Raw genomic sequence first — 25,756 nt, forward strand, 5'->3', positions numbered from 1 at the left:
GCCGGCGACGGCGAGGGGGTCGGCGACGGGTTGACCCTCGACTTTGTCGAGGGACCAGAGTGCCGGGTGTGGAGAACGACATGCGCAGCATTGGGGACATGGCCCGCGACAGCGGTCTGGGCGTGAGCGCCCTGCGGTTCTACGACCGCGCCGGTGTGCTGGTCCCGGCCTGGGTGGATCCGGTGAGCGGATACCGCTGGTACGCGCCCGAGCAACTGGAAGAGGCCCGGCTCCTCGCCGGTCTGCGCCGGACCGGGATGCCGCTGGCGGACACCCGGCTGGTGCTGGCCAGTTGGTCCGGCGCGGACACCGATCTGGTACGGAAACTGCTCGGGGCGCACCTGCGCCATCTCGAACGGGGGCTGTCCGAGGCCCGCAGGGAGTTCTCCACCCTCCAAGCGCTGCTCGACCACAGAGAGCACGCACTGCCCGATCACAGGGAGAACGCCATGACCTCGCTCCGCACCGTCACTGCCCGACTGTCCCTCGCCGCACCCGAGTTGGCGGCCGCGCTGGACTCCGTCCGGTTCGCGGCGAGCACCGACCCGGAGCTGCCGATGCTCGGCGGGGTCCTGTTCGACATCGAGGGCGGTACCCTGCACGCCGTGGCCACCGACCGGTACCGCATGGCCGTCGCGCACGCCGCGGTCACGGGCCACGACGGGAGCCGAGTGCAGATCATCGTGCCCACTGCGCTCGCCGACGCCATGCGGGCCCTTTCGGACGGCGAGGGGTCCGTGCGGCTCTCCGTCGAGGGGGGCCGCGTGACCCTGGAGGCCGGGGACAGGCAGGCGGCCGGTCACTGCCTCGACCACGACTTCCCCGACTACCGACGTCTTCTGCCCGAGCCCGGCGAACGCCGCGCGATCCTCGACGTGCCGGCCTTCCGAAGGGCCCTGGAGACCGGTCCCGTCCGTGCCGTCGACGCCGAAGCGGGTGACCTCAGCGTGCTGAGGATGGGGGACGGCGGCGCGGTGACCCTCTGCACCGACGCCGACGACGCCCCGGACCGCGTCGCGGTGAACCGTGCGTTCCTGCTGGACGCGCTGGCCGCGCTGGGCGCCGGGGCCCGGGACCGGCTGATTCTGGAGCTGGGTGCCCCCACGGCGCCGATCACGATCCGCCGCCCCGACGACGAGAGCACCCTCTCGCTGCTGATGCCGGTCCGCATGGAGGACTGACCCGCACCCGCAGGCCCCGTACCCGCCGGACCCGTACCGCCTTCAGCCGCACCGCCTCAGCCGCAGCAACCCCCGCCACAGCAACCGCCGCCGCCCCCACCGGCGCCGCCCCCGCCAGGGGCCGGCGCCGAGGTGGTGCCGGCGACGGACACGGTCGACAGGAGCTTCACCGTGTCCTCGTGGCCGGCCGGGCACGCCGCGGGCGCGGCCGACTCGGCCATCGGGCGGCTCAGTTCAAAGGTGTCGCCGCAGGAGCGGCAGCGGTATTCGTATCGAGGCATGCGCCCAGGCTAGCCGCACGCCCCGCCGCGAGGAACGCCCCGGCGATCTCCTCCCCCGCTGCGACCCCGCGCCGCGCGAGCGCCGTCAGGCCCGGCGCCGTGAAGCCCGTGTCGGCCAGCTCGCCGTGGCCCGGGCGCCAGGAGCGGTCGGCGGCGAGCAGCAGGTCCGCGTCGAGGAGCGAGTCGCCCGCGGCGAGGATCTCCTCGGCGCCGGTCCGCCGCGCGACCTCCCGTACCGCCGCGCTCTTGGTGAGCGGTTTCGGTACGGCGTAGAGCTTGCGGCCCTGCAACGAGACCGTCCAGCCGCGCGGCCCGGTCCACGCGGCGAGTTCCTCGACCCACCGCGCGGGCAGCAGCGCCCGCTCGACGACGAGGTACGCGAAGAGGTCCTCGGCGACGCGCTCCTTGAGCAGCCAGGCCGGGTCCGCGGTGCGCACCAGGTGGGCGCGGACCTCGTCGAGCGAGGCGCACTCCGCGGCGAGCCTGCGGTCGACGGCCGCCCGCCAGCCGGGGTCGCTGACGCCGTCGACGAGCAGGTGCCCGCCGTTGGCGCAGATCGCGAACCGCGGTGCGGGGCCCGGGAGATGGATGCGCCCGTACTGTTCGCGGGTGCGGGTCGTGGTCGGCACGAAGAGGGCGGTGCGGGCCAGCTCGTCGAGGAGCCCGGCGGCGGTCTCGGTGACGTACGACAGCGGCTTGCCCTCGTACACCTCGACGCAGAGCAGGCGCGGCGCCTCGGCGTCCGGCACGGTCAGGCCGAGCGCGGCGGCGGAGTAGATGAGGGTGCGGTCGAGGTCGCTGGCGACGAGCTGCGTCACTGGGCCACCCCCGCCCCGTCCGCAGCGGCGACGGCCCTGCCGTCCGCCCCCGTCGCGCCCCGCGTGTACCGGGGGTGGATCAACCCCACGCAGGTGTACGGGAGTTCGGCGACCTCCTCGACGGGCACGCCCCGCTGCTCGGCGAGCAGCCGTACGTGGTCGAGGTCCGGCCCGGCGCCCGCGCGGGCCAGGACCTTCCACGGCACCCGGCGCAGCAGCACCCGGGTCGTCTCGCCGACGCCCGGCTTGACGAGGTTGACGTCGTGGATGCCGTACTCCTCGCTGATGCGCTCCACGGCGGCCCAGCCCTCCCAGGTCGGCGCCCGGTCGGCGGACAGGAGCTCCTTGGCCCGCGCGTCCACCGCGTCGCCCGCCTCGTCGAAGTGGGCCGCGACGGCGTCGACGAAGGCGCGGGACACATCGGAGCCGACGAGTTCGCGGTAGAACTTCGCGCCGTGGAAGTCGTCCCTGCCGACCAGGTCGGCGCGGAGCACCGTACGCGAAATCAGCCCGGACACCGTCGAGTTGAGGCAGGCGGAGGGGATGAGGAAGTCCTCGCGGGTGCCGTAGGTCCGCACGCACGACCCGGGGTCGGCGAGCACGGCGATCTCCGCGCTGAACCCGACGGGACCGCCGGAAGCCTCGAACTCCCGGACGGCGTCGGCCAGTTCACGGGTGATCGCGCCCTTGCCGGTCCAGCCGTCGACGAAGACGACGTCGGCGGGGTCGTGGTGGGCGGCGAGCCAGCGCAGCGCGTTGGCGTCGATGCCGCGGCCGCGGACGATCGACACCGCGTAGTGCGGCAGGTCCAGGCCGTGCCGGTGGGCGGCCCAGCGGCGCATCAGGACGCCGACGGGCGTGCCCGCGCGGGCCAGCGACACCAGGACGGGGCGCGGCGACCGCTCGGCGAGCACGATCTCGGTGACCGTGCCGACGGCCTGGGCGATACGGACGGCGGACGTGTCGAGGGCGGCGCGGAACAGCTCCTGGTAGCGCTCGCTCGGCTGGTACTCGACCGGCAGCGACTCGGCGTAGTGCGCGCCGCCGCTCTGGATCGCCTCCTCGCGCTCCTCCGTGGGCGCTTCGAGCGTCACGTCCGAGAGGTCCTGGAGCAGCCAGCCGACGTCTTCGGGCGCGTACGAGGAGAAGGCGGGGCCACGGAGTGGCTCGGGCAGCATGGCGGGCCTTTCGGGGACGTACGAGGGGACGACGGCCAGCAGGACGTGTCCGGTGTGCGCGGCCAGCCGGGCCAACAGGCCGTCGGACGCGTGCAGTTCAGGGGTGTCCGCGACCGAGTCGACGACCGCGACGACCGCGTCGAAGCCGCCGCCCGCGACGTTGTACGCGTACCGCGTGCCGGGGCCGTCGGCGGGCGCGTCGTGCGCGGGGAAGGTGAGGCGCGTGCGGATCGCGTAGCCGGGGTCGTCGACGGCGAGCACGGGCGAGCGGGTCGTGGTGGAGAACCGCACCTCCGCCTCCGTGCGGCGCTCCAGTTCCACGCCGAGCGCGAGCGGCGCGTACATCAGCTCCTCGAAGCCGAGGACGAGCACCCGCCGCGCGCCCTGCGGCAGCGCCGCCGCGACCTTCGCCGCCATGCCGGGCAGCGCCGCCTCCAGGGCCCGCCGGTGTGCGGGCGTGAAGCCGTGCCGGCCGCCGTCGGGCACCCCCGCGGGCCAGCCGAGGTCCACCCGGTCGACGGTCCCGGGCTCGGCACGCGGCCGGGGAACCGCGGCTCCCTCGTACTCGGCGACCAGCGCCTGCCCCTTCGCCAGGACACCGTAGGGCAGCCGCACGGTCCCGGACGCCGTGGCGACGAGGTCGACGCGCGCGCCGATCTCGCGGGCGAAGGCGTCGAGGCGGCCGCGGTCCTCGGGTGAGCGCATGTCGACCAGCGCCACGATCACGTACCGCTCGCGCGGGAAACGGGCGTGCAGGGCGCGAATGGTGTTCAGGACCGTGTTGCCGGTGGAGAACTCGTCGTCGACGAGGACCAGCGGCCCGTCCCCGGCGAGCAGCCGCGGGTCCTCGGGCAGCAGCAGGTGCGACGTGGCGTGCGAGTGGGACTCCTCGAAGCCGCCCGCGCGCTCGACGCCCTCGACGGGGCGCCGGGTGGAGTGCAGGCAGGGCGCGAGGACGAGGCCGTCGGCGACCGCGTGGCCGAGGCCGGTGGCGGTCTCCGCGTAGCCGAGGACGACGGCGCGCCGGGCCTCGTCGTCGCCGAGCAGCTCCCGCACCCGCACGCCGAGACCGTGCCCGGCCGCGTACACGACCGACGGGCGCTGCGGCACGTGCTTGCCCAGGACGTTCGACACCAGGAGGTGGGCCCGCTTGGGGTTGCGGCGCAGCGCGAGGCCGAGCATGCCGTGCAGCGCCTCATCGCCGTCGAGTCCGACCCCGAGCCGCTCGGCGACCCAGGTCCCCGACCACACGGGCCTCTCCCGTGTCTCGGGCATCCCCGGTATCCCCGGTGCCTCCGGTATCCCCGGTATCCCCGGCGTCGCGTCTTCAGTCACGTACGTCATGCTCCTTGCGTGCCTTCTCGATGTTCGTCAGCCGGGGATCCCGGTTCATCAGCCGGGGATTCCGGCGGTGAGCAACTCCACGAAGCCGATGTCCTCCTTGGCCACGCCGAAGACCTCGGCGCGGCGCAGGGTCCGCTCGGCCCAGGCGCGGTGCGGCTTCACCTCGTTCATCTTGTTCGTGTACGAGGAGCGCAGGACCCCGCCGCCGCCGCGCTCCGGGCGCAGGATGTCCTCGGCGTCGCTGAACTCCTCGTGGCTGACCACCGAGAGCGCATGCACGGGCAGGACGTGGGAGGGGTGGATGCAGGTCTTGCCCTGCAGACCGTTGGCGCGGTCGAGTTCGATCTCGCGCAGCAGGCCGTCCATGTCGTGTTCGATGAGGGCCTGGCGCAGCTCGTCGGCCCGGCCCTCCAGGAAGGGGCTGCGGCGCAGCTGCGGCTTGAACATCCGCTCCTGGACGCGGAAGTACTCCCAGACCGGTCCGGTCACGGTGAACCCCGTGCCGTCGGCCCTGCCCAGGACGTTGACGACGTCGGCGATGACGGCGGCGACGATCTGTACGTCGTAGGCGGTCATGTCCGGCGGTCTGCGCAGCCCGTACGCCGAGCAGAAGTCGGTGACGCCGAGGCGCAGCGCGAGGACGCGGTCGCGGTACTTGTCGACGGTGCGGGAGATGCCGGCGAGGGTCTCCGCGCGGCTCTCCAGGTGCAGCAGCTCGGGCGATTCCAGGACGGGCATGGCGAAGAGCCGGCGACCGGTTTTTTCGAGCCCTGGTGGCAGGTCGGCCTCGGCGGCCACCATCGCCTCCAGGAACGGAACGCCCCGCTCCTCGGTGAACTTGGGCAGCACGAACCCGGAGAGCAGCCGCACGCCCGTGCCGAGCCTGCGGACCAGGTCGGGTATCTGTTCGGCGGCGCGCACCCGGATGAAGAGCAGCGGCGGCTCCACGTCCCGCGCGGCCAGGTCGGCGAACTGCCGGACCAGGTTCTCCTCGGCGTCGGCGACCTCGGCGTCGTCGATGGAGTCCTCCAGGCAGAGGACCATCGAGATCACGCCACGTCCGGCCTGTTTCATGATGTCGTCGGCGAGCCGGGGGCGGGTGGCAGGACTGTAGAGCGTGGCGCCCAGCGCGGACGCGAGCAGCTGGGGCGGGGAGTCCGCGGTGAAGGCACACGGCTCCCGGTGGAAGAGGCGCTGCCGCACCTCAGGGGCGATGTGCCCGAAATGACGCATGTGACTCCTTGCCTCGTCTGTCTGTCGACGTGGGCCGTTTTGATGTGGCCGGTAATAGTACGTAGAGACGGGTGCCGGGGGTTCCCCGCGGGCATGAACTTCAGGTAACCCGGCCATGTCACACATGCTCACCACACAACCGTCGCACGCTCGCACCACCCGCAGGTCAGGAGCCCGGTGACGCGGTCGGGGCCACAAACCCCCCGCGTTGTCGCACCCGCGCGGGGAAAGGCAGGATGACCGCATGACGCACGCGATGTTGAAGGGGTCGAACGTCCCTCTCGAAGCCTCGGCCGTCCGCGCCGTGCTCCGCTGGACCCCCGGGCAGGGTGTCCCCGACGTCGACGCGTCGGCGCTGCTGCTCGGCGGCGACGGCCGGGTCCGCTCGGACGAGGACTTCGTCTTCTACAACCAGCCGCGCCATCCGGCGGGCCAGGTCTGGCGGCTCGGCAAGAAGCGGGTCGCCGAGGGCCTGACGGACACGATCCAGACGGACCTGGCGGGCCTGGACCCGGCGGTGAACCGGGTGCTGCTCGTCGCGTCGGCGGAGGGCATCGCCTTCGAGCACGTGCCCGCGCTGCGGATCCTGCTGTACGACGCCGCCCTCGCCGACGGCGAGCCGCTCGCCTACTTCGACATCACTCCGCAGACCGGCGAGGAGACGGCGCTGATCTGCGGGGAGCTCTACCGCCGCGGCGAGGGGTGGAAGTTCCGCGCGCTCGGCGAGGGGTACTCCAACGGCCTGGAGGGGCTCGCCTCCGACTTCGGCATCTCCGTGGACGACTCGGACGCCGCCGCTCCCGAGCCCTCCCCCTCGGCCTCCTTCCCGCTGCCGCCGCAGCAGCCGATGCCGCACCAGCCGTCGGGGCAGCCGTCCGCCGCCCAGCACGCCCCGCCCTCGGCCCCGCAGCCCGCCTACGGCTATCCGCCCGAGCCGCCCCGGCACCCGGCGCCCCAGCCCGCGTACGGCTATCCGCCCGCGGCGCCCACGCAGCCCACCCCGATCGTGCAGCCGGCCCCGGTCGCGCAGCCGTCGTACGGCTATCCGCAGCCGGTGACCCCGATGCCGGACCCGAACTTCCGGCTGCCCCCGCAGGGACCGCAGTTCCTGCCCCGCTGATGGCCGGGCCGGGAGCTCCGGGGCCGAACCGGGGGCTCCCGCTCAGCCCACCTTGGACTTGTAGCCCCGGCCCCACTGGAGCCCCCAGCCGTACAGCCGGTCGAGCTCGGCCTGGAAGCCGTAGACGAACTTGACCTCGCGGCGCACGACCAGCTCGTCCTTGACGTTCTCCACGGTGAACACCGCGCAGGACCGGGCCTGCGGCTGGCGCTCGTCCAGGTCGATCTCGATCCGCGGGCCGTTGCTGGGGTAGAGCGTGACCTTCGCGTGCGTACGGTCGAACGCCGGCGTCTGGTCGTAGATGTACGCGAAGACCAGCAGCCGCTTGATGGACTCGCGGTGGTCGAGGTTGATGTAGATCGTCTCGCCGGACGGGGAGCCGAACCGGTCGTCGCCGCTGAGCTTCACGAACGGCGGGGCGTTCAGGTCCCCGAAGAAGCTGCCGAGGGGCTGGACGACGCCCTTGGTGCCGTCCACCAGCTCGTACAGGCAGCCTATGTCCAGGTCGACGTTGACCACGCCCTGCGTGTGCGCCTGCACCACGTCGGGCTGGAAGAGTTTGAAGGGGTGGCGCAGCAGGCCGCTGCCCCTGCTCGGCTTGCCGATGATGTCGGACGTGCGCATCTGCCAGGAGAGGTTGACGCGCAGGTTGCCGGTGGCCGCGCCCTGCTTGGAGAGCGAGACCGTCGGGTGCCGTTTGGTCAGTTCGATGGAGTTGGTGGCGGCGCTGCCCGATTCGAAGTCCATCGAACGCCCACGCCACAGACCGTCCCAGAAGGACATTCCCGCCCCCAAGTGCCCTCGTGCCACTACGAATACCGACGGGGCGGCCATGAGGACATCTCCTCGACGGCCGCCCCGCACAGAGCGTTCCTCACCCTGGCCGCCGTCACACTCCGGGAACCGGAACAGGACAGCTCGGCGAGGGAATCAGCCGGTGTCAGACCCCGGACGAGACCTCGCTCTTCTCACCGGAGCTCCCCTGCCCCTCGGCCGCCGCCATCCGCTTGTTGCGGATCACGGACGAGACGAAGGACCAGGCGATCAGGATGACACCCACGGAGCCGGTGATGACCTCGTGGATCTCGTACTGGATGGTGACCAGGAGGATCACGGCGAGGGCACCGATCGCGTAGTGCGCGCCGTGCTCCAGGTAGACGTAGTCGTCGAGGGTGCCCTGGCGGACCAGGTAGACGGTCAGGGACCGGACGTACATGGCGCCGATGCCGAGGCCGAGCGCCATCAGAACGATGTCGTTCGTGATCGCGAAGGCGCCGATGACGCCGTCGAAGGAGAAGGACGCGTCCAGGACCTCGAGGTAGAGGAACATGAAGAAGGCGGCCTTGCCGGCCATCACGACCGCGGGAACCTTCTTGCCGGTCCGCTTGGCCTCTTCCTCCTCCTCGTGCTCGCGCTCCTCGTCCTCCTCCAGCTTGTTCTCGAAGTAGCCGGAGAGTCCGCCGACCACGAGGTACGTGATCAGACCGGCGATGCCGGAGATGAGGACCGTCTGCGCCTTGTCCACATGCGCGCCGCCGTGCTGGTGGGCGTGGGTGGCGACGGTCATCGCGGAGATCAGGAGCACGACGAGCGCGATGCAGACCGACAGCATGTCGACCTTGCCGAGCTTGGCGAGCGGACGCTCCAGCCAGTTCAGCCACTTGATGTCCCGGTCCTCGAAGATGAAGTCGAGGAAGATCATCAACAGGAACATGCCACCGAAGGCGGCGATCGACGGGTGCGCGTCGGTGACCAGCTGCTGGTAGTGGTCCTTCTCGTTGAGAGCGAGCCGGACCGCCTCGATCGGGCCGATCTTGGCGCTGATGGCGACGATCACGACCGGGAAGACGAGCCGCATGCCGAAGACCGCGATCAGCACGCCGACCGTGAGGAAGATCTTCTGCCAGAAGGCACTCATCTTCTTCAGGATCCCGGCGTTGACCACCGCGTTGTCGAAGGACAGCGAGATCTCGAGGATGGACAGGATCGCCACGACGCCGAAGCCGGTCCACCCCCCGTAGAGCACCGCGGCGACCAAGCCGATCGCGGTGACCGCGAACGACCAGCCGAAGGTTTTCAGAAGCACTGGCTACCCAATCGTGTATGTACGGGCTCCCGTTTAGCGGTCTCCCCCGCGCCGGTCCCCGGCTTTACGAAACGTTGACCCCGAAGTCTAGAGCGATGCCGCGCAGTCCTGACGCGTACCCCTGTCCGACTGCACGGAACTTCCACTCGCCCCCGTACCTGTACACCTCTCCGAAGATCATCGCGGTCTCCGTCGAGGCGTCCTCGCTGAGGTCGTAGCGCGCGAGCTCCTGACCGTCCGCCTGGTTCACGACGCGGATGAACGCGTTGCTGACCTGGCCGAACGTCTGCCCCCTGTTGTCCGCCTCATGGATCGAGACGGGAAAGATGATCTTGTCGCAGTTGGCGGGCACCTTGGAGAGGTCGATCAGCAGCGACTCGTCGTCGCCGTCCCCCTCACCCGTGAGGTTGTCACCGGTGTGCTCGACGGAACCGTCGGGACTGGTGAGGTTGTTGTAGAAGACGAACCACTCGTCGCCGAGGACCCGGCCCGCGTTGCACAGCAAGGCGCTGGCGTCGAGGTCGAAGGGGGCGCCGGTGGTGGAGCGCGCGTCCCAGCCGAGGCCGACGAGGACCTGGGTGAGGTTGGGTGCGGCCTTGGAGAGGGAGACGTTGCCTCCCTTGGCGAGTGTGACGCCCATGGTGATGGTCCTCCCCGAGGTGACGAGAGCAGGGGCTCCGGGGTGCCGGAAACCCCCGGGCCCCGCGGTGGCGGGGGCCCTGGGTGATGAGCGCGTCCGGCGCCGCACTCGTGTGGGTGCGGCGCCGGACGGAGAGCGGGATGCGCTCGGCTCAGACGTTGACGCCGAAGTCCTGCGCGATGCCGCGCAGGCCCGAGGCGTAACCCTGGCCGACCGCGCGGAACTTCCACTCGGCGCCGTGGCGGTACAGCTCGCCGAAGACCATCGCGGTCTCCGTCGAGGCGTCCTCGGAGAGGTCGTACCGCGCGATCTCGGCGCCGCCCGCCTGGTTCACGACGCGGATGAACGCGTTGCGCACCTGGCCGAAGGACTGCTGGCGGGTCTCGGCGTCGTAGATGGAGACCGGGAAAACGATCTTCTCCACGTCGGCGGGGACCGCGGCCAGGTCGACCTTGATCGCCTCGTCGTCGCCCTCGCCCTCACCGGTGGTGTTGTCACCGGTGTGCTCGACGGAACCGTCGGGGCTCTTCAGGTTGTTGAAGAAGACGAAGTTCTGGTCACTGCTGACCTTGCCCTCCGCGTTCGTCAGGATCGCGCTGGCGTCGAGGTCGAAGTCCGTACCGGTGGTGGTGCGGACGTCCCAGCCCAGGCCGACCAGAACAGCGGTCAGGCCGGGTGCCTCCTTGCTCAGCGATACGTTGCCGCCCTTGCTGAGGCTGACTCCCACGAGTCCTCCCAATTGGTGTCCAGGGGCGGGGAGCCCCAAGCGTTGCGTTGCCATCGGATCAACGTCTGGATCCTAGTGACCGGTTCCCGGCCGCGCGCGGAATCGAAGTTCGCTCAGAGCGTTTCGAGCGCGGTGACGTACTCGCTCAGGTCACGCGCGTCGGGCAGGTCGTTGACGACACTCCAGCGCACCACGCCCTCCTTGTCGATGATGAAGGTCCCGCGCACCGCGCAGCCCTTCTCCTCGTCGAAGACGCCGTAGGCGCGGCTGACCTCGCCGTGCGGCCAGAAGTCGGAGACCAGCGGGTACTCGAGGCCCTCCTGCTCGGCGAAGACGCGCAGCGTGTGGATGGAGTCGTTGGAGACGGCGAGCAGCTGGGTGTCGTCGTTGACGAATGTCGGCAGCTCGTCGCGGAGCGCGCACAGCTCGCCGGTGCAGACGCCGGTGAACGCGAACGGGTAGAAGAGCAGCACCACGTTCTTCTCGCCGCGGAAGTCGGCGAGCCGCACGGTCCGGCCGTGGTTGTCCTTGAGCTCGAATTCCGGGGCCTTGGTGCCGGTCGCGATTCCAGCGAGCGCCATGACTACGCATCCCTTCGACGGGGCCCCTCGGGTGGGGCCGATCGGGTGACATACACCCTACGTCCGGCGATCTCCGCCCCCGCGCACGCGTGAGGCCCCCGCCGACACCGGTCGGTGGGGGCCTCACGATCGTTCTCCGGCTCAGTGCCGCTCATGGGCCGTGCGGGCCCGGCGCTCTCTCGGCCCGCGGCCTAGCGCTTCTTGGCGGCCGCCTTCGGCGTGACCAGGCGAGTGCCGCTCCAGTCCTTGCCGGCGTTCGTGCTCTTCGTCTGGGACAGGCCGGCGGTGGTGGCCGCTTCGCCGATCTCGCTCGGCTCGACGTACCCGTCACGACCGGTCTTCGGAGTCAGCAGCAGAATCTGGCCGCCCTCCTCCATGTACGCGATGGCATCCACCAACGCATCAGTCAGGTCCCCGTCGTCCTCACGGAACCAGAGCACCACGGCATCAGCCACGTCGTCGTACTCCTCGTCGACGAGCTCTGTGCCAGTGGCCTCCTCGATGGCCTCGCGGAGCTCCTGGTCGACGTCGTCGTCGTAGCCGATCTCCTGGACCACCTGGTCGGGCTGGAAACCAAGCCTTACGGCCAGGTTCGTCTCCGCGTGGTCCGCGGTCGCGCTCACGGATTGCCTCCTGATCATGTTTTTGGGAATGCCTGTCAGCCACGCGCGTGCGCGGGGCGTTGGCCGTAGTCCACACGGGCGGGACGGATCGCGCAAGTACCCAGCCGTCGAGACCGCCGAAACGGTGACGTTCCCGACCGTGTCGCCGCAACTGTCGCCACATCCGTACGAGACCGAACGGCTCTGCGAAGCGGCTAGGCAGGATGGGCGTATCGTTGCGATTTGGGCCGAGCCTACCCCAGGGTCGCCGGATGAACGTCTCGGTTACCTATCGGTAGACATGACGTGCGCCTTCACGAGGTACACGATGGGGAGCGGTGCACGGCCAGGCAGAACCCCAGGCGAAAGCCCCGACAGCGAAGGAACAGCGTGGCTTCCGGATCCGATCGCAACCCGATCATCATTGGCGGCCTGCCGAGTCAGGTCCCGGACTTCGATCCCGAAGAGACCCAGGAGTGGCTCGACTCCCTCGATGCCGCGGTCGACGAACGCGGCCGTGAGCGGGCCCGCTATCTGATGCTCCGGCTGATCGAGCGCGCACGCGAGAAGCGCGTCGCCGTGCCCGAGATGCGCAGTACGGACTACGTCAACACGATCGCCACCAAGGACGAGCCGTTCTTCCCCGGCAACGAGGAGATCGAGCGCAAGGTCCTGAACGCGACCCGCTGGAACGCCGCGGTCATGGTCTCCCGCGCCCAGCGTCCCGGCATCGGCGTCGGCGGCCACATCGCCACCTTCGCCTCCTCCGCCTCCCTCTACGACGTGGGCTTCAACCACTTCTTCCGCGGCAAGGACGAGGGCGACGGCGGCGACCAGATCTTCTTCCAGGGGCACGCGTCCCCCGGCATCTACGCCCGCGCCTTCCTCCTCGACAGGCTCAGCGAGCCGCAGCTCGACGCGTTCCGCCAGGAGAAGTCCAAGGCGCCCAACGGCCTCTCCTCGTATCCGCACCCGCGGCTGATGCCGGACTTCTGGGAGTTCCCGACCGTCTCCATGGGTCTCGGCCCGCTCGGCGCGATCTTCCAGGCGCGGATGAACCGCTACATGGAGGCGCGCTCCATCGCCGACACCTCCAAGTCGCACGTCTGGGCGTTCCTCGGCGACGGCGAGATGGACGAGCCCGAGTCGCTCGGCCAGCTCTCCATCGCCGCGCGCGAGGGCCTGGACAACCTCACCTTCGTCGTCAACTGCAACCTGCAGCGCCTGGACGGCCCGGTGCGTGGCAACGGCAAGATCATCCAGGAGCTGGAGTCGCAGTTCCGCGGCGCCGGCTGGAACGTCATCAAGCTGGTCTGGGACCGCAGCTGGGATCCGCTGCTCGCGCAGGACCGCGACGGCATCCTGGTCAACAAGCTGAACACGACGCCCGACGGGCAGTTCCAGACCTACGCCACCGAGACCGGCGCCTACATCCGCGACCACTTCTTCGGCGAGGACCAGCGGCTGCGGTCCATGGTCGAGAACATGACCGACGACCAGATCCTGCACCTGGGCCGCGGCGGTCACGACCACAAGAAGATCTACGCGGCGTTCTCCGCGGCCAAGGCCCACAAGGGCCAGCCGACGGTGATCCTCGCCCAGACGGTCAAGGGCTGGACCCTCGGCCCGAACTTCGAGGGCCGCAACGCCACGCACCAGATGAAGAAACTGACGGTCGACGACCTCAAGGGCTTCCGCGACCGTCTGCACATCCCGATCACGGACAAGCAGCTGGAGGACGGCGCCCCGCCGTACTACCACCCGGGCCGCGACTCCGAAGAGATCCAGTACATGCACGACCGCCGGCTGGGCCTCGGCGGTTATGTCCCGACCCGTGTCGTGCGCGCCAAGCCGCTTCCGCTGCCTGAGGACAAGGCGTACGCGGCCGCGAAGAAGGGCTCGGGTCAGCAGTCGATCGCCACCACCATGGCGTTCGTCCGCATCCTCAAGGACCTCATGCGGGACAAGGAGATCGGCAAGCGGTTCGTACTGATCGCGCCCGATGAGTACCGCACGTTCGGCATGGACGCGTTCTTCCCGAGCGCGAAGATCTACAACCCGCTCGGCCAGCAGTACGAGGCCGTGGACCGCGAACTCCTGCTCGCCTACAAGGAGTCGCCGACCGGTCAGATGCTGCACGACGGCATCTCCGAGGCGGGCTGCACGGCGTCCCTCATCGCCGCCGGGTCGGCGTACGCCACCCACGGCGAGCCGCTGATCCCGGTGTACGTCTTCTACTCGATGTTCGGTTTCCAGCGCACCGGCGACCAGTTCTGGCAGATGGCCGACCAGCTCGCGCGCGGTTTCGTGCTCGGCGCCACCGCGGGCCGCACCACGCTGACCGGCGAGGGCCTGCAGCACGCGGACGGTCACTCGCAGCTGCTCGCCTCGACCAACCCGGCCTGCGTCGCCTATGACCCGGCCTTCGGCTACGAGATCGCGCACATCGTCAAGGACGGCCTGCGCCGGATGTACGGCCCCGACAGCGAGGACGTCTTCTACTACCTCACCGTCTACAACGAGCCGATCCAGCACCCGGCCGAGCCGGACGACGTGGACGTCGAGGGCATCCTCAAGGGCATCTACCGGCTCAAGTCCGGTGCGCAGGGCGCCGTTCCGGCCCAGATCATCGCGTCCGGCGTGGCGGTGCCGTGGGCGGTCGAGGCCCAGCAGATCCTGGCCGCCGAGTGGAACGTGAAGGCGGACGTCTGGTCGGCGACCTCCTGGAACGAACTGCGCCGCGACGCGGTGGAGGTGGAGCGGCACAACCTCCTGCACCCCGAGGAGGAGCAGCGCGTCCCGTACGTCACGCGCAAGCTGTCCGGCGCCGAGGGACCGTTCGTGGCCGTCTCCGACTGGATGCGGAGCGTCCCGGACCAGATCTCCCGCTGGGTGCCCGGCACGTACCAGTCGCTGGGTGCGGACGGCTTCGGCTTCGCGGACACGCGCGGTGCGGCCCGCCGCTTCTTCCACATCGACGCGCAGTCGATCGTGGTCGGTGTGCTGACCGAGCTGGCCCGTGAGGGCAAGGTCGACCGCTCCGTCCTGAAGCAGGCGATCGACCGCTACCAGCTCCTCGACGTCACGGCCGCCGACCCGGGCGCGGCCGGGGGCGACGCGTAGCGAACCGTGTGACGCGTGAGGTCGCGCGTCATGTGCGGGTGTCTCGTCCGGAGGGCGGCGGCAGGCCTTGGGCCCCGTCGCCCTCCGGCGTTTGCGGTCCGGGGCCATCTAGGGTCTTTCGTCTGGCTCAGGCTGGATCAGGGAGCGGGGTCTGGTGCCGTGCATCGCAAGGCGGAGGAGGGCGGCATGGCGGAGCCATGGCAACCGACGACAACGCGGCGAGGCGCGGTGCCAGGGCCCGCGAGCCCGGCCTGAGCCAGACGAAAGGCCCTAACGCTCCCAGACCTTGAACGCCCGTACCCGATAAGGCGATGCGGGGGCCCATGTCCCGCTGCCGGGGTAGGTGTTGAACTCGCCGGTCTCGGCGCACTCCGCCGACTGGTACACGGTGACCGGCCGTCCCGTGCGGTTGGCGAGGGCTTCCGCGCTGCCCCCCTCCGGCAGCGCGACGCAGCTCTCGATGTCGATGTCCGCCAGCTCGTACACATGCCGGGCGCCCCGGAAGTCGGCCTGCTCCCAGAGGCAGAGCTCGCCCGTGGCGCAGCCGCGGAGTGTCGGCGGGGCGGTGGCTCCCGCGTGGGCGGGGGTGAGGACGACCGCGGCGAGTGCGGCCGCCGCGACGGTCGTGATCGTCTTGATGGGCACGGACTTGTGCGTGGACTTGGGCGCGGGCATGGGCGTGGACGTGGACGTGGGCGTACGCATGGTCGTAGGCATTTCTTCAACCCCCGTGTGGCGTGGCGCAGTTGTCCGCACGTCGCTCGACGCGGTGGCCCGTGCCGTGCTCGTGCGGATCTTCTTCCTGCACTGTGGACCCGCCCGCCGGGCCGTCGGAAGGGGTACGCCCGCGCCTCACCCTGATAGGCGAAAGCCCCCCAGGTTGTCCCTGAGGGGCTTTCCCTGACATCGGCGTCCGGTGGCTCAGATGTGGCCCACGCCCGCGCCCGCCTCGGCGTTGACGCCGCGCTTGGTCAGGAACGCGACGAAGACGGCGACCACCGCGACGCCGGTGGCGACCAGGCAGGCCAGGCCCATGCCCGACATGAAGGTGTCGTGCGCGACCGAGGTGATCTGCTCGGCGACGGACGGCGTCGCCTTCGGCGGCACCGGCGCCACACCGACCTGGACGGCCTCCGCGGCCTTGTCGAGCTGGGCCTCGCTGAGCGGCGGAAGCTTCGCCTCGGCCCACTTGTCGGGCAGCTCGCTGTCGACCTTCGACGCCATGACGGCGCCGAGGACGGCGGTGCCGAGGCTGCCGCCGATCTGCATCGCGGCCTGCTGGAGACCGCCGGCGACGCCGGACAGCTCCATCGGGGCGTTGCCCACGATGACCTCCGTGGCGCCGACCATGACGGGCGCGAGGCCGAGGCCGAGGAGCGCGAACCAGAGCGACATGAGGCCGCTGCCGGTGCCCGCCTCCAGCGTGGACATGCCGTACATGGCGACGGCCGTGCAGAGCATGCCGCCCGCGAGCGGGATGCGCGGGCCCATCTTGGTGATCATCGCGCCCGCCAGCGGGGAGCCGACGATCATCATGCCGGTGAGCGGCAGCAGGTGCAGACCGCTGTCGACGGGGCTCATGCCGTGCACGTTCTGCAGGTAGAAGGTGACGAAGAAGAGCCCGCCCATGAAGGCGATGGCCATGAGCACCATCAGCACGACGCCGGCCGACAGCGCCACGGAGCGGAACAGCGCCAGCGGGATGAGCGGTTCCGCGACCTTGGACTCCCACACTGCGAAGAGCGCGAAGCTCAGCACCGAGGCGCCGATGAAGGTCCACGTCATGCCGTCGCCCCAGCCCCACGCGGGCGCCTTGATGAGGGCCCAGACCAGGCAGAACATGGCCGCCGAGAGCAGGACGATGCCGACGACGTCGAAGGACTTCGGCGCGTTCTCCGCGCGGTGGTCGCGGAGGATCACCAGGCCGAGGACGAGGGCGATGACGCCGACCGGCACGTTGATGAAGAAGACGGACTGCCAGCTGACGTGCTGGACGAGGAGGCCGCCGAGGATCGGGCCGCCGGCCGTGGAGGCGCCGATCACCATGCCCCAGATGCCGATGGCCATGTTGAGCTTCTCGGCCGGGAAGGTGGCGCGCAGCAGGCCGAGCGCGGCGGGCATCAGCAGGGCGCCGAAGAGGCCCTGGAGCACGCGGAAGGTGACGACCAGCGCGATGCTGTCGGACAGTCCGATGGCCCCGGAGGCGGCGGCGAAGCCGACCACGCCTATGAGGAAGGTCTGCCGGTGGCCGAAGCGGTCGCCCAGCTTGCCCGCGGTGATCAGCGCGACGGCGAGCGCGAGGAAGTAGCCGTTGGTGATCCATTGGACGTCCGCGAAGGTGGCGCCCAGGTCCTTCTGGATGGCCGGGTTGGCGATCGCCACGATGGTGCCGTCCAGGGCGACCATCATCACGCCGATCGCGACGGCGAAGAGCGTCAGCCAGGGGTGGCCGCGGAGCCCCTTGGCCGGGGCCGGAGCGGAGACGGGCTCCGGCGCCTCGTCCGCCTTGTCGACGGTGGTCTGACTAGTCATGCGTTCGAGATTAGTGACAGCCTCTGACAGTTGACAAACCATTTCACAAGTCGGTAACTGTCACGTGGCTCACAGGTATGGTGAACTGGGCAAACGGCAGGAAAGAGGACCATGGCGTGAAGACCACGCGGCAAGCGACCGACGCCGCGGCGGCACGGTCGGAGACCCTGGAGGGCGCCCCCTCCGGGTCCACCGGTCCCGGCCTGCGCGAGCGCAAGAAGCAGCGCACCCGGGACGCACTCCTGCGCGTGGCACTCGAACTCTTCACGACCAAGGGGTACGAGGAGACGACCGTCGACGAGATCGCCGAGGCCGTCGACGTGTCCCAGCGCACGTTCTTCCGGTACTTCGCCAACAAGCAGGAGGCCGCCTTCGCCGTCCAGGAGATGGTGGAGGCGCGGTTCGTGCAGGCGGTGCGCGACCGGCCGGCCCACGAGGACCCGATGACGGCGCTGCGCGGCGCGGTCCTCGGCGCCTGGCAGGCGATGGGCCAGTCGATCGAGGAGGTCGTCCCGGTCGAACTGCACATGCGCACTTACCAGATGATCGAGTCGACCCCCTCCTTGCTCGCCGTGCACCTGCGGCGCTCCATCGAGACGGAGGACGTGGTCGCCCGTGTGATCGCCGAGCGCGAGGGGCTCGACCTCGACACGGACCCCCGCCCGCGCGTGGCGGTGGCCGCCTTCAGTGGCGTCATGCGGGTCACCGGGCGGCTCTGGGGGGCGGGCCAGGACGCCAGCGTCGAGTCGATCCGCGACCTCACGGAGACCTATCTCGACCATCTGGGGCCCGCGTTGGCGGCGGACTGGCACGCACCCCAATCGCACACGGGTGCGGAAGCGTCACCCAACCCGCGGGGCGCTTCCGCGCATTGAGCGATATGAGGCGCACCCTGAGTTACTGTCACCTCTGCCTCATACGTGCGACCGTTACCTACGGAGCGTGACGGCGGACCCAATGTGCGTCCGCTTTGCCTCAATTACCCGTCAAGAAACGTGATCTGCCTCACGCGATGCACGGTAAACATCACGGTTCTCCTAGGGTGTTCCGTAGTGACTTCCTTCGACTCATCGCCTCAACTCAACGCCTGGCGCGCTCTGCTTGCGCTCGCCGTCGTGTTCGTCATGCTCGCCACCACCGGCTGGACCGCCGTGCGGCACAACCAGGGTGACGCCTCCCCGGTCGAGGCCTCGCGCTCCGCGTGGGAGCACGGGCACATCGGCAAGCGCGCGCTGCCCGACGCCGACGCTCCGGCCGGCCGGCTGGCGCGCTTCTTCGCCTCGCTCGACACGCAGCAGCGCCACCGGCTCGCCGCGCGCTATCCCCTTGCGGTCGGCAACATGAACGGCGCTCCCGCCGACCTCAGGTACCGCGCGAACCGCATCGCCCTGGGGAAGGCCCGCACGATCGAGCGTCGGCGCATGCACGACGACCGCCTCTCCCCGCTGGGGAAGCAGGAGGCCGAGCGCCGGATGAAGCGGTTCGGGGTCATGATGCGTCCGGGACGCCAGGTCATCGCGTTCGACCCCATGGGATCCGGGCGGATGGCAGAGGTCTTCGGAGACCTCGACAAGGCCCGCCGCGTCTCGGTGATCGTCCCCGGCGTCGACACCAACGTGCTGACGTTCGAGCGGACGTTCAAGAAGTACTCCGCTCCGGTGGGCATGGCGAAGTCGCTCTACCGCGAGGAGCACGCCGTGGCCCCCCGCGCGCGTACCGCCGTGATCGCCTGGGCCGACTACACCGCGCCCGCCGGGATCGGCGTCGACGCGGCCACGGCCATGCGGGCCGAGGACGGGGCCACGCGGCTCGAGGCCATGGTGCGCGGCCTGCCCGGCCGCACCCCGGTCGCGCTGTACTGCCACAGCTACGGCTCCGTGGTGTGCGGTGTGGCCGCGCGGACGCTGCCCGACCGTGTCACCGACATCGCCGTGGCCGGCAGCCCCGGCATGCGCGCCGACACGGCCTCGCAGCTGGGTACGGGGGCCCGGATCTGGGCCACCCGGGACGGCGACGACTGGATCCAGGATGTCCCGAACATGGAATTCGGCGGGCTCGGCCACGGCGCCGACCCGGTGTCCGGCGGCTTCGGCGCGCGCAGGCTCTCCGCGGCCGGCGCGCGGGGGCACACCGGCTATTTCGAGCCGGGCACGGAGAGCCTGCGCAACTTCGCAGAAATCGGTACCGGCTCGTACGACGGGGTGCGATGCGCGAGCGACGACAACGCCTGCCGGAAGGGTTTTTCCGGCATGGCGGCGGCCTGACGCGCGTAGAAATCGATGAAACAGCGGCCCGCAGCAGGAGGGACGGAGGAGCTCGTGCCGCCTACGATGAGCCGCATGGGTGACGTACTGGCCGGATTTCATGCCGCCTGGGAGTTTCAGTCCGACTCCGTGCTCATCCGCTTCGAACGGGGAATCCGCACACCGAAGCTCTTCCAGGCCCTCGGTGAACGGCGCATCCCGCATGAGGCGATCGCGGCGGTGACACTCTCTCCCGGCAAACGCGGGACCGTGGTCCTGCATGCCGTGCCGAGACCGGGCGCCGATCCGCTGATGGAGGCGGCGGCGGGGCAGCTCAAGGACGGCTGCGACCCGTACCGTCTCGTGCTGCCCGCCGAGCGGGAGACGCTCGCCGAGTACTACGCGGACGAGCTGCGGGCGCGGATCACCGCGGACGACGGCGAGCCCGCGGACGGGTACCTGGTGGCCCCGCCGGAGGCTCCGCTGCAGTTCAAGGCGTACGACGGGAAGGCCTCCTTCGACGGCAAGACGGTGTCGTTCCGCTGGTTCTGGACGGGCGCGTCGTCGGCGAAGTGGAAGGCCGGGGACCAGAGCTTCCTCGTCACGGACCTGAACGGCATCGAATGGCGCTCCCCGGAGGTGTTCGAGGGACATCTGCGGCTGCTGCGCCGTGAGACCCCCGTGGCGCAGCCCGGCCAGGCCGACCAGGACCCCGCGGCCGTGGTCTTCGGGCTCGGTTACGGGCCGGTCCACGAGTCGCTGCCGTTCGCCGCGTCGGTCCTCGCGGCGGTGCGGGCGTCGGGCCCGGCCGCGCACGGTGACGGGGTCGCCGCGAGCGTCTCCGCGCCGCCGTCCGTGCGCCGCGATCCGGCGGACATCGCGGACCGCATCCGCCACCTGGGCGAACTCCATCAGTCGGGGCTGCTCACGGACGACGAGTTCACGATGAAGAAGGCCGAGCTGCTCGCGGAGCTCTGAGGTCTCAGGTCTGGGGACTGGGGTGAGGTCTGAGCCCAGTGGTACGTGTGTGAATTCTGGGGCTGCTGGTGATACCCGCGAGCGGAAGTCATACCCGGGTATGAGCCGGATTCCGGCTCCCCGGTATGACGTGCCGGCGAGGGCCCCGACCCTACGCTGATCGGGCCATGAGCAGCGCATCGACATCTTCCGCCGCAGAGCCCCGCCGTCCCGCGCCCGAGCCGGACGGACACCCGGGGCCCCTCCGCCGTGCCGCCGCGACCGTCCGCGACGGGCTGCGTGCGACGGGGACAGCGCTGTGGGAACCCACGCCGTCGACCGACCCGCTGCTCGCGCACGACCCGCGTCGCTGGGTGCGGAGGCTGCCCGTCCTGGTCGCGGCCGGTTTCATCGCCATCCTCATCCCGGTCACCGTCCGGGTGCTCACCCACGACTACGGCGTCAACGGCGCCATGGCCGGCGCGCTGGGGGTCGCCCAGTCCGCGCCGCTGCTCCTCGCGGTCACCCGGCCGCTGCGGGCCTGGTGGATCGTGCTCGTCGCGGACGTGGCGGGGGCCGTCGTGACGATGGCCGCCGACCCCGGCCACCTCGCCCCGTGGACCGCCGTGACCATCGTGGGATACCTGGTCCTCTGCTGTGCGCTGGCCCTGCGGGAGGGCAGGCGCACGCTCCTCGGGGTCTGGCTGGTCACCGTCGTCGCCGGGCTGGTGCTCGGCGCGTTCCGCGGCGACGCCAGCCAGGACACCGGTCTGGTCCTGACCGTGCTGAGCGGGGTCGTGCTACTGCTCGGCACGCTGCTGCGGGAGCGCGCGGAAGCCCGGCGCAGACTCGTCGAGCAGGAGACCATCAGCGAGGCCGAGCGCGCCCGGCGCACCCTGCTCGAGGAACGGGCCCGCATCGCAAGGGAGTTGCACGACGTCGTGGCGCACCACATGTCGGTGATCACCGTGCAGGCCGACTCCGCGCCCTACCGGCTACGGGGCCTGCCCGCCTCGGCCCAGGAGGAGTTCGGGGCCATCGCGACCAGTGCGCGGGAGTCGCTGACCGAGATGCGGCGGCTGCTCGCGGTGCTCCGCAGCGAGGACGCGCACGGCGAGCGGGCACCGCAGCCGGGCCTCGACCGCCTGCCCCACCTGGTCGAGGCGACAGCGCGCGCGGGCATACCGATCGACCTGTCACGCCCCGAGTTGGCGATCCTGCGGCAGCTGGCCGAGGTGACGCCCGCCGTGGACCTGTCCGCGTACCGCATCGTCCAGGAGGCGTTGTCGAACGTGATGCGTCACGCGCCGGGCGCACGCACCGAGATCACCGTGACGCTCGACTCCACGCATCTGCTGGTCCTCGTGGTCAACGGCCCGCCGACGGAGTCACCCGGTCCGCTGGTGGAGAGCGGGGGCACCGGTCACGGCCTCGTGGGCATGCGCGAGCGCGTACGGTTGGTCGGCGGCACGGTCGACGCCGGCCCGCTTCCCGACGGCGGTTTCCGGGTGGCCGCCCGACTTCCCCTCGTCCCGAAGGGCTCCGGCACCGCATGACCATTCGCGTGATCATCGTCGACGACCAGTCCATGGTGCGGGCGGGGTTCGCCGCGCTGCTCGCGGCGCAGAGCGACATCGACGTGGTGGGCGAGGCGCCGAACGGCAAGAAGGGCATCGAGCTCAGCCGCGGCGCTCACCCCGACGTGGTGCTGATGGACGTCCGCATGCCGGAGCTGGACGGACTCTCCGCCGCCCGCGCCCTGTTGGACCCGCCGCCCGGTGTGGTGCACCGGCCGAAGGTCCTGATGCTCACCACCTTCGACGTGGACGACTACGTGTACGAGGCGTTGCGCGCCGGAGCCTCCGGGTTCCTGCTCAAGGACGCGCCGCCCGCCGATCTCATCTCGGCGGTACGGGTGGTGGCGGCCGGCGACGCGCTGCTCGCGCCCTCGGTGACCCGTCGGCTGATCGCCGGCTTCGCCAAGCAGCGGACCGCCCCGCGCCACCAGTCGCTGCGTCTCGGTGGTCTGACGGAGCGTGAGACGGAGGTGCTCGCGCTGATCGCGCGTGGCCTGTCCAACAAGGAGATCGCCGAACATCTGGTGCTCGCCGAGCAGACGGTGAAGACCCATGTCGGCCGGGTGCTCAGCAAGTTGGACCTGCGGGACCGGGCCCAGGCGGTGATCTTCGCCTATGAGTCGGGACTGGTCACGCCGGGCGAGCAGTAGCCGCCGCCATCCGCTCCCACGCCGCCCGCTGGGACGCGGCCTGCTAGGACGTGGCCCGCTAGGACGCCGCCCGCTCCGACGCCGCACGCTCCGCGGCCCGTTCCGACGCGAGCCTGTCCGACACCGCCCGCTCCGTCACCCTGCCGGCGCCCGCGTACACGTCGATCTTGTAGTCAAGGACGGCGAGGGTGCCCTGCAGCTCCGCGATGCGGTCGCGGACGTCCCGCCGGGTCTGCTCCAGGAGTTCCTGCCGGTCGGCGAAGGTGTGCTCGCCCGCGCGCACCAGTTCCGCGTAACGGACCATGTCCGCCACGGGCATCCCGGTCAGCCGCAGCTTGCCGACGAAGGCGAGCCAGTCCAGGTCGCGGTTGCGGTAGCGGCGCTGGCCCGTGTGGGAGCGGTCGATGTGCGGCATCAGGCCGATCCGCTCGTACCACCGGAGCGTGTAGGCGCTCAGGCCGGTGTGGGCGGCGACCTCGCTGATCGTGTAGTGGTCCTGGCCGTCCGGACTCGGATGCCCGGCGACCACCGAGGCGCAGACGTCCACGCGGTCGGCGGGGCGGGTGGGCGCTGCTCCGGCCTCCGTCACCGTCGCCGGCATACCTGTCACCGTCGTCCCGGTCTCCGTCACCGTCGTCCTGGTCTCCATCACCGTCATGGCCCTCACGCTAAAACCTTGGAGTGGACTCCAAGCAAGCAGATCCGGGGAAAATCGCGAGACGTCTCAGCCCGTGGTCACTACCGTCCGGGACATGAGCCTTGTACGCCGTGCCACGCCAGAGGATGCCGAAGAACTGATCAGACTGCGGCAGGTGATGATCGACTCGGTCTTCGCCGCCCGTTCCGGGGCCGAGTCCGACACCAGCTGGCACGCCGAGTCCCTGGTGACCCTGCGGCGCAGGCTGCGGGAGCCGGAGGGGGACTTCGCGGCGTTCGTCGTCGATCACCCGGAGCGGCCAGGCGGGCTGGCGGCGCTGGTGGTCGGGACGATCGAGTACCGGATCGGGCGGGTGGGCAACGCGCACGGCCGGGTCGGCCATGTCTTCAGCGTCGCCACCGACCCGGACCAGCGGCGCAAGGGGCACGCGCGGGCCTGCATGGAGGCGCTGCTCGACTGGTTCCGCGCGCGGGGCACGGGTCAGGTGGACCTCAACGCCTCGGCCGAGGCGGAGCCGCTCTACGTGGCGCTCGGCTTCGTGCGCAAGCCCGACCCCTCGATGCGGCTGACCCTGTAGGGCGCATAGGCTCGGCCCCATGCGAAGCCTGGCGTTGATCGAAAACTGGCCGGTCCCCACCGCTGCCGCCGCCGTCGTCCGTGCGGACGGCACGCAGGTCGGGGCACACGGCCCCACCGACCGGCGGTTCTCCCTCGCCTCGGTCACCAAGCTCCTCGCGGCGTACGCGGCCCTCGTCGCGTACGAGGAAGGCGCCGTCGAGCTCGACGAGCCGGCCGGGCCCGAGGGTTCGACGGTGCGGCATCTGCTCGCGCACACCAGCGGGCTCGCGTTCGACGAGCACCGGACGACGTCGGCGCCGGGCACGCGGCGGCTCTACTCGAACGCCGGGTTCGAGGTGCTCGGCGACCACATCGCCAAGGCGACGGACATTCCCTTCGCGGAGTATCTGCGCCAGGCGGTCCTCGAGCCGCTGGGCATGACGTCCACCTCGCTCGAAGGGGACCTGTCGCCCGCGAAGGACGGGGTGTCGACCGTCGACGACCTCGTGCGGTTCGCGGCGGAGGTGCAGGCGCCGCGGCTGCTCGACGTACGGACCGTGGCGGCGGCGATGAGCGTGACGTACCCGGGGCTGAAGGGCGTCCTGCCGGGGTACGGGCACCAGAACCCCAACGACTGGGGGCTCGGGTTCGAGATCCGGGACGCCAAGTCGCCGCACTGGACGGGGAGTTCGTCCTCGCCTCGGACGTTCGGGCACTTCGGGCAGGCGGGCACGTTCCTGTGGGTCGACCCCGACGCGGGGGCCGCCTGCGTCGCCCTCACCGACCGGCCCTTCGGACCGTGGGCCGCCGAGGTGTGGCCGCCGTTCACCGACGCGGTGCTCGCCGAACTGCGCGGCTGAGCGCCCGCCCCGTACCCGTATACGAAAAGCTGCGCCCCGTACCCCTGCGCCAGAAGCCCCGCCCCACCCCTGCACGGTGTCCGCTACGCGGTGTCCGTCATCTCCCAGAGCAGGAGTTCCGCGGCGTCCGCCGCCACCGCTTCCAGGCCCCGCTCCCCGGTGATCCGCGCCGAGTCCCCCGGACCGAGGCGCTCGCCGGCCAGGTCCAGGGCGCCGCGCACCACGTGCACGTACACGAAGGGCGCGTCCGGGATGCCGAGCTGCTCCCCCGCCGCCGGCCTGCGGACGTGGAGCAGCGCCCCCGCGCCGGGAACCGCGTACGGGGTGGAGTCGGCGATGCCGCGGACCACCTCGTAGGACGGGTCGCCGCCCGGGGTGCGCGGGGCCAGCCACATCTGGACGAAGACGAGCGGCGCCGGGCCGTCGTTGCGCTCCACGTGGCGCACGCCGCCCGCGGCGGAGAGGTGCTGCACGTCGCCGCGGCGCACCACCGTCGCGTGGCCCGTGGAGTCGCGGTGGGTCAGCTCGCCCTCGGCGACCCACGTCACGATCTCCGTGTGGCTGTGCGGGTGTTCGTCGAAGCCGGAGCCGGGCGTGAGGTGCTCTTCGTTGCAGGCGAGGATCGCGCCGAAGCGGAGGTTGTCCGGGTCGTAGTGCGGCCCGAAGGAGAGGGCGTGGAAGGACGCGATGCCGGCCGCGGTCTCCCCGCCGCGGTACCGGTCGTCGGAGCGCCGTACGTCGATCACGCACCCCACGGTAGGCCCTGTCCGGGCCCCGGCACCGCATGTCCCCGTCCCGATGAGGCAG

The 25,756-nt window shown here is 70.9% G+C and carries 24 protein-coding genes; 10 read left to right on the forward strand and 14 right to left on the reverse strand.

The window, feature by feature from the left end; translation table 11 throughout:
• Positions 1 to 80 precede the first annotated feature (80 nt).
• Entirely contained in the window at positions 81 to 1,181 is a 1,101-nt protein-coding gene (locus tag ACFYO9_RS14600) for a MerR family transcriptional regulator (RefSeq protein ID WP_358773162.1), read from the forward strand.
• 56 nt (positions 1,182 to 1,237) lie between these two features.
• Here the strand turns inward: ACFYO9_RS14600 and ACFYO9_RS14605 are convergent, their stop codons facing one another.
• The 4 genes from ACFYO9_RS14605 to ACFYO9_RS14620 all read right to left on the reverse strand — a co-directional run bounded on the left by ACFYO9_RS14605 (position 1,238) and on the right by ACFYO9_RS14620 (position 6,035).
• Entirely contained in the window at positions 1,238 to 1,462 is a 225-nt protein-coding gene (locus ACFYO9_RS14605; protein WP_355808830.1) for a zinc ribbon domain-containing protein, read from the reverse strand.
• Positions 1,411 to 2,280, reverse strand: a complete 870-nt coding sequence (locus ACFYO9_RS14610; RefSeq protein ID WP_358773164.1) for an HAD family hydrolase — start codon at positions 2,278 to 2,280, stop codon at positions 1,411 to 1,413. Before ACFYO9_RS14610 ends, ACFYO9_RS14605 begins: the two co-directional genes overlap by 52 nt.
• Positions 2,277 to 4,733, reverse strand: a complete 2,457-nt coding sequence (locus ACFYO9_RS14615) for a phosphoribosyltransferase (RefSeq protein WP_358773166.1) — start codon at positions 4,731 to 4,733, stop codon at positions 2,277 to 2,279. The genes ACFYO9_RS14610 and ACFYO9_RS14615 overlap by 4 nt, the downstream gene beginning before the upstream one ends.
• Positions 4,734 to 4,850: 117 nt before the next feature.
• Positions 4,851 to 6,035, reverse strand: a complete 1,185-nt coding sequence (locus ACFYO9_RS14620; protein WP_358773167.1) for an HpcH/HpaI aldolase/citrate lyase family protein — start codon at positions 6,033 to 6,035, stop codon at positions 4,851 to 4,853.
• Positions 6,036 to 6,279: 244 nt separating this feature from the next.
• Between ACFYO9_RS14620 and ACFYO9_RS14625 the strand changes: the two genes are divergently transcribed.
• Positions 6,280 to 7,155, forward strand: a complete 876-nt coding sequence (locus tag ACFYO9_RS14625; protein ID WP_358773169.1) for a TerD family protein — start codon at positions 6,280 to 6,282, stop codon at positions 7,153 to 7,155.
• Between the two features lie 42 nt (positions 7,156 to 7,197).
• Here the strand turns inward: ACFYO9_RS14625 and ACFYO9_RS14630 are convergent, their stop codons facing one another.
• From ACFYO9_RS14630 to ACFYO9_RS14655, 6 genes are all read right to left on the reverse strand, one after another.
• Positions 7,198 to 7,938, reverse strand: coding sequence for a Tellurium resistance (locus ACFYO9_RS14630; RefSeq protein WP_355808817.1), 741 nt, complete (start codon positions 7,936 to 7,938; stop codon positions 7,198 to 7,200).
• A gap of 157 nt (positions 7,939 to 8,095) precedes the next feature.
• Positions 8,096 to 9,241, reverse strand: a complete 1,146-nt coding sequence (locus ACFYO9_RS14635) for a DUF475 domain-containing protein (protein ID WP_355808814.1) — start codon at positions 9,239 to 9,241, stop codon at positions 8,096 to 8,098.
• A gap of 64 nt (positions 9,242 to 9,305) precedes the next feature.
• Positions 9,306 to 9,881, reverse strand: a complete 576-nt coding sequence (locus ACFYO9_RS14640; protein WP_358704938.1) for a TerD family protein — start codon at positions 9,879 to 9,881, stop codon at positions 9,306 to 9,308.
• Positions 9,882 to 10,032: 151 nt separating this feature from the next.
• Complete coding sequence (locus ACFYO9_RS14645) at positions 10,033 to 10,608, reverse strand: TerD family protein (RefSeq protein ID WP_062781869.1); 576 nt, start codon at positions 10,606 to 10,608, stop codon at positions 10,033 to 10,035.
• Between the two features lie 113 nt (positions 10,609 to 10,721).
• The gene (locus ACFYO9_RS14650) at positions 10,722 to 11,189 is read right to left on the reverse strand and encodes a peroxiredoxin (RefSeq protein WP_358773171.1); all 468 of its coding nucleotides are present in this window, start codon (positions 11,187 to 11,189) and stop codon (positions 10,722 to 10,724) included.
• 191 nt (positions 11,190 to 11,380) lie between these two features.
• Positions 11,381 to 11,812: a DUF3052 domain-containing protein gene (locus ACFYO9_RS14655; protein WP_355808804.1), complete on the reverse strand. Its 432-nt coding sequence runs from the start codon at positions 11,810 to 11,812 to the stop codon at positions 11,381 to 11,383.
• Between the two features lie 369 nt (positions 11,813 to 12,181).
• Between ACFYO9_RS14655 and aceE the strand changes: the two genes are divergently transcribed.
• On the forward strand, positions 12,182 to 14,914 hold the full coding sequence (gene aceE, locus ACFYO9_RS14660; RefSeq protein WP_358773173.1) for a pyruvate dehydrogenase (acetyl-transferring), homodimeric type: 2,733 nt from the start codon (positions 12,182 to 12,184) through the stop codon (positions 14,912 to 14,914).
• A gap of 270 nt (positions 14,915 to 15,184) precedes the next feature.
• On the opposite strand, the gene ACFYO9_RS14665 is transcribed toward aceE, so the two are convergent.
• Both ACFYO9_RS14665 and ACFYO9_RS14670 read right to left on the reverse strand, forming a co-directional pair.
• Positions 15,185 to 15,589 (reverse strand): peptidase inhibitor family I36 protein, encoded by a 405-nt coding sequence (locus ACFYO9_RS14665; RefSeq protein WP_358773332.1) that lies wholly within the window; start codon positions 15,587 to 15,589, stop codon positions 15,185 to 15,187.
• A 246-nt stretch (positions 15,590 to 15,835) separates the two neighbouring features.
• Positions 15,836 to 17,446, reverse strand: coding sequence for an MFS transporter (locus ACFYO9_RS14670; protein WP_358773175.1), 1,611 nt, complete (start codon positions 17,444 to 17,446; stop codon positions 15,836 to 15,838).
• 167 nt (positions 17,447 to 17,613) lie between these two features.
• On the opposite strand from ACFYO9_RS14670, the gene ACFYO9_RS14675 reads away from it, so the two are divergent.
• The 5 genes from ACFYO9_RS14675 to ACFYO9_RS14695 all read left to right on the forward strand — a co-directional run bounded on the left by ACFYO9_RS14675 (position 17,614) and on the right by ACFYO9_RS14695 (position 22,873).
• On the forward strand, positions 17,614 to 18,321 hold the full coding sequence (locus tag ACFYO9_RS14675; RefSeq protein WP_388666348.1) for a TetR/AcrR family transcriptional regulator: 708 nt from the start codon (positions 17,614 to 17,616) through the stop codon (positions 18,319 to 18,321).
• 177 nt (positions 18,322 to 18,498) lie between these two features.
• The gene (locus ACFYO9_RS14680; protein ID WP_358773177.1) at positions 18,499 to 19,710 is read left to right on the forward strand and encodes an alpha/beta hydrolase; all 1,212 of its coding nucleotides are present in this window, start codon (positions 18,499 to 18,501) and stop codon (positions 19,708 to 19,710) included.
• A 66-nt stretch (positions 19,711 to 19,776) separates the two neighbouring features.
• On the forward strand, positions 19,777 to 20,667 hold the full coding sequence (locus tag ACFYO9_RS14685) for a DUF4429 domain-containing protein (RefSeq protein ID WP_358773336.1): 891 nt from the start codon (positions 19,777 to 19,779) through the stop codon (positions 20,665 to 20,667).
• 167 nt (positions 20,668 to 20,834) lie between these two features.
• Entirely contained in the window at positions 20,835 to 22,202 is a 1,368-nt protein-coding gene (locus tag ACFYO9_RS14690) for a sensor histidine kinase (RefSeq protein WP_358773178.1), read from the forward strand.
• On the forward strand, positions 22,199 to 22,873 hold the full coding sequence (locus tag ACFYO9_RS14695) for a response regulator transcription factor (RefSeq protein ID WP_355808787.1): 675 nt from the start codon (positions 22,199 to 22,201) through the stop codon (positions 22,871 to 22,873). Before ACFYO9_RS14690 ends, ACFYO9_RS14695 begins: the two co-directional genes overlap by 4 nt.
• Positions 22,874 to 22,931: 58 nt before the next feature.
• Here the strand turns inward: ACFYO9_RS14695 and ACFYO9_RS14700 are convergent, their stop codons facing one another.
• On the reverse strand, positions 22,932 to 23,474 hold the full coding sequence (locus ACFYO9_RS14700) for a MerR family transcriptional regulator (protein ID WP_358773338.1): 543 nt from the start codon (positions 23,472 to 23,474) through the stop codon (positions 22,932 to 22,934).
• A gap of 151 nt (positions 23,475 to 23,625) precedes the next feature.
• Here ACFYO9_RS14700 and ACFYO9_RS14705 point away from each other — a divergent pair, with 151 nt between their 5' ends.
• Both ACFYO9_RS14705 and ACFYO9_RS14710 read left to right on the forward strand, forming a co-directional pair.
• Positions 23,626 to 24,108: a GNAT family N-acetyltransferase gene (locus tag ACFYO9_RS14705; protein WP_358773180.1), complete on the forward strand. Its 483-nt coding sequence runs from the start codon at positions 23,626 to 23,628 to the stop codon at positions 24,106 to 24,108.
• A gap of 19 nt (positions 24,109 to 24,127) precedes the next feature.
• Complete coding sequence (locus ACFYO9_RS14710) at positions 24,128 to 24,949, forward strand: serine hydrolase domain-containing protein (protein WP_358773182.1); 822 nt, start codon at positions 24,128 to 24,130, stop codon at positions 24,947 to 24,949.
• An 83-nt stretch (positions 24,950 to 25,032) separates the two neighbouring features.
• On the opposite strand, the gene ACFYO9_RS14715 is transcribed toward ACFYO9_RS14710, so the two are convergent.
• The gene (locus ACFYO9_RS14715) at positions 25,033 to 25,695 is read right to left on the reverse strand and encodes a pirin family protein (RefSeq protein WP_358773183.1); all 663 of its coding nucleotides are present in this window, start codon (positions 25,693 to 25,695) and stop codon (positions 25,033 to 25,035) included.
• Positions 25,696 to 25,756: the final 61 nt, after the last annotated feature.

The organism is Streptomyces sp. NPDC005863 (genome assembly GCF_042871345.1).
In the GTDB taxonomy this organism is placed as follows: domain Bacteria; phylum Actinomycetota; class Actinomycetes; order Streptomycetales; family Streptomycetaceae; genus Streptomyces.

What these genes read in the sequence shown, in the direction of transcription:
- ACFYO9_RS14600 (WP_358773162.1), top strand. Translation starts at nt 81, where the DNA reads ATGCGCAGCATTGGGGACATGGCCCGCGACAGCGGTCTGGGCGTGAGC.
- ACFYO9_RS14605 (WP_355808830.1), bottom strand. Translation starts at nt 1,462, where the DNA reads ATGCCTCGATACGAATACCGCTGCCGCTCCTGCGGCGACACCTTTGAA.
- ACFYO9_RS14615 (WP_358773166.1), bottom strand. Translation starts at nt 4,733, where the DNA reads ATGCCCGAGACACGGGAGAGGCCCGTGTGGTCGGGGACCTGGGTCGCC.
- ACFYO9_RS14620 (WP_358773167.1), bottom strand. Translation starts at nt 6,035, where the DNA reads ATGCGTCATTTCGGGCACATCGCCCCTGAGGTGCGGCAGCGCCTCTTC.
- ACFYO9_RS14625 (WP_358773169.1), top strand. Translation starts at nt 6,280, where the DNA reads ATGACGCACGCGATGTTGAAGGGGTCGAACGTCCCTCTCGAAGCCTCG.
- ACFYO9_RS14630 (WP_355808817.1), bottom strand. Translation starts at nt 7,938, where the DNA reads ATGTCCTTCTGGGACGGTCTGTGGCGTGGGCGTTCGATGGACTTCGAA.
- ACFYO9_RS14640 (WP_358704938.1), bottom strand. Translation starts at nt 9,881, where the DNA reads ATGGGCGTCACACTCGCCAAGGGAGGCAACGTCTCCCTCTCCAAGGCC.
- ACFYO9_RS14650 (WP_358773171.1), bottom strand. Translation starts at nt 11,189, where the DNA reads ATGGCGCTCGCTGGAATCGCGACCGGCACCAAGGCCCCGGAATTCGAG.
- ACFYO9_RS14665 (WP_358773332.1), bottom strand. Translation starts at nt 15,589, where the DNA reads ATGCCCGCGCCCAAGTCCACGCACAAGTCCGTGCCCATCAAGACGATC.
- ACFYO9_RS14670 (WP_358773175.1), bottom strand. Translation starts at nt 17,446, where the DNA reads ATGACTAGTCAGACCACCGTCGACAAGGCGGACGAGGCGCCGGAGCCC.
- ACFYO9_RS14685 (WP_358773336.1), top strand. Translation starts at nt 19,777, where the DNA reads ATGAGCCGCATGGGTGACGTACTGGCCGGATTTCATGCCGCCTGGGAG.
- ACFYO9_RS14690 (WP_358773178.1), top strand. Translation starts at nt 20,835, where the DNA reads ATGAGCAGCGCATCGACATCTTCCGCCGCAGAGCCCCGCCGTCCCGCG.
- ACFYO9_RS14695 (WP_355808787.1), top strand. Translation starts at nt 22,199, where the DNA reads ATGACCATTCGCGTGATCATCGTCGACGACCAGTCCATGGTGCGGGCG.
- ACFYO9_RS14700 (WP_358773338.1), bottom strand. Translation starts at nt 23,474, where the DNA reads ATGCCGGCGACGGTGACGGAGGCCGGAGCAGCGCCCACCCGCCCCGCC.
- ACFYO9_RS14705 (WP_358773180.1), top strand. Translation starts at nt 23,626, where the DNA reads ATGAGCCTTGTACGCCGTGCCACGCCAGAGGATGCCGAAGAACTGATC.
- ACFYO9_RS14710 (WP_358773182.1), top strand. Translation starts at nt 24,128, where the DNA reads ATGCGAAGCCTGGCGTTGATCGAAAACTGGCCGGTCCCCACCGCTGCC.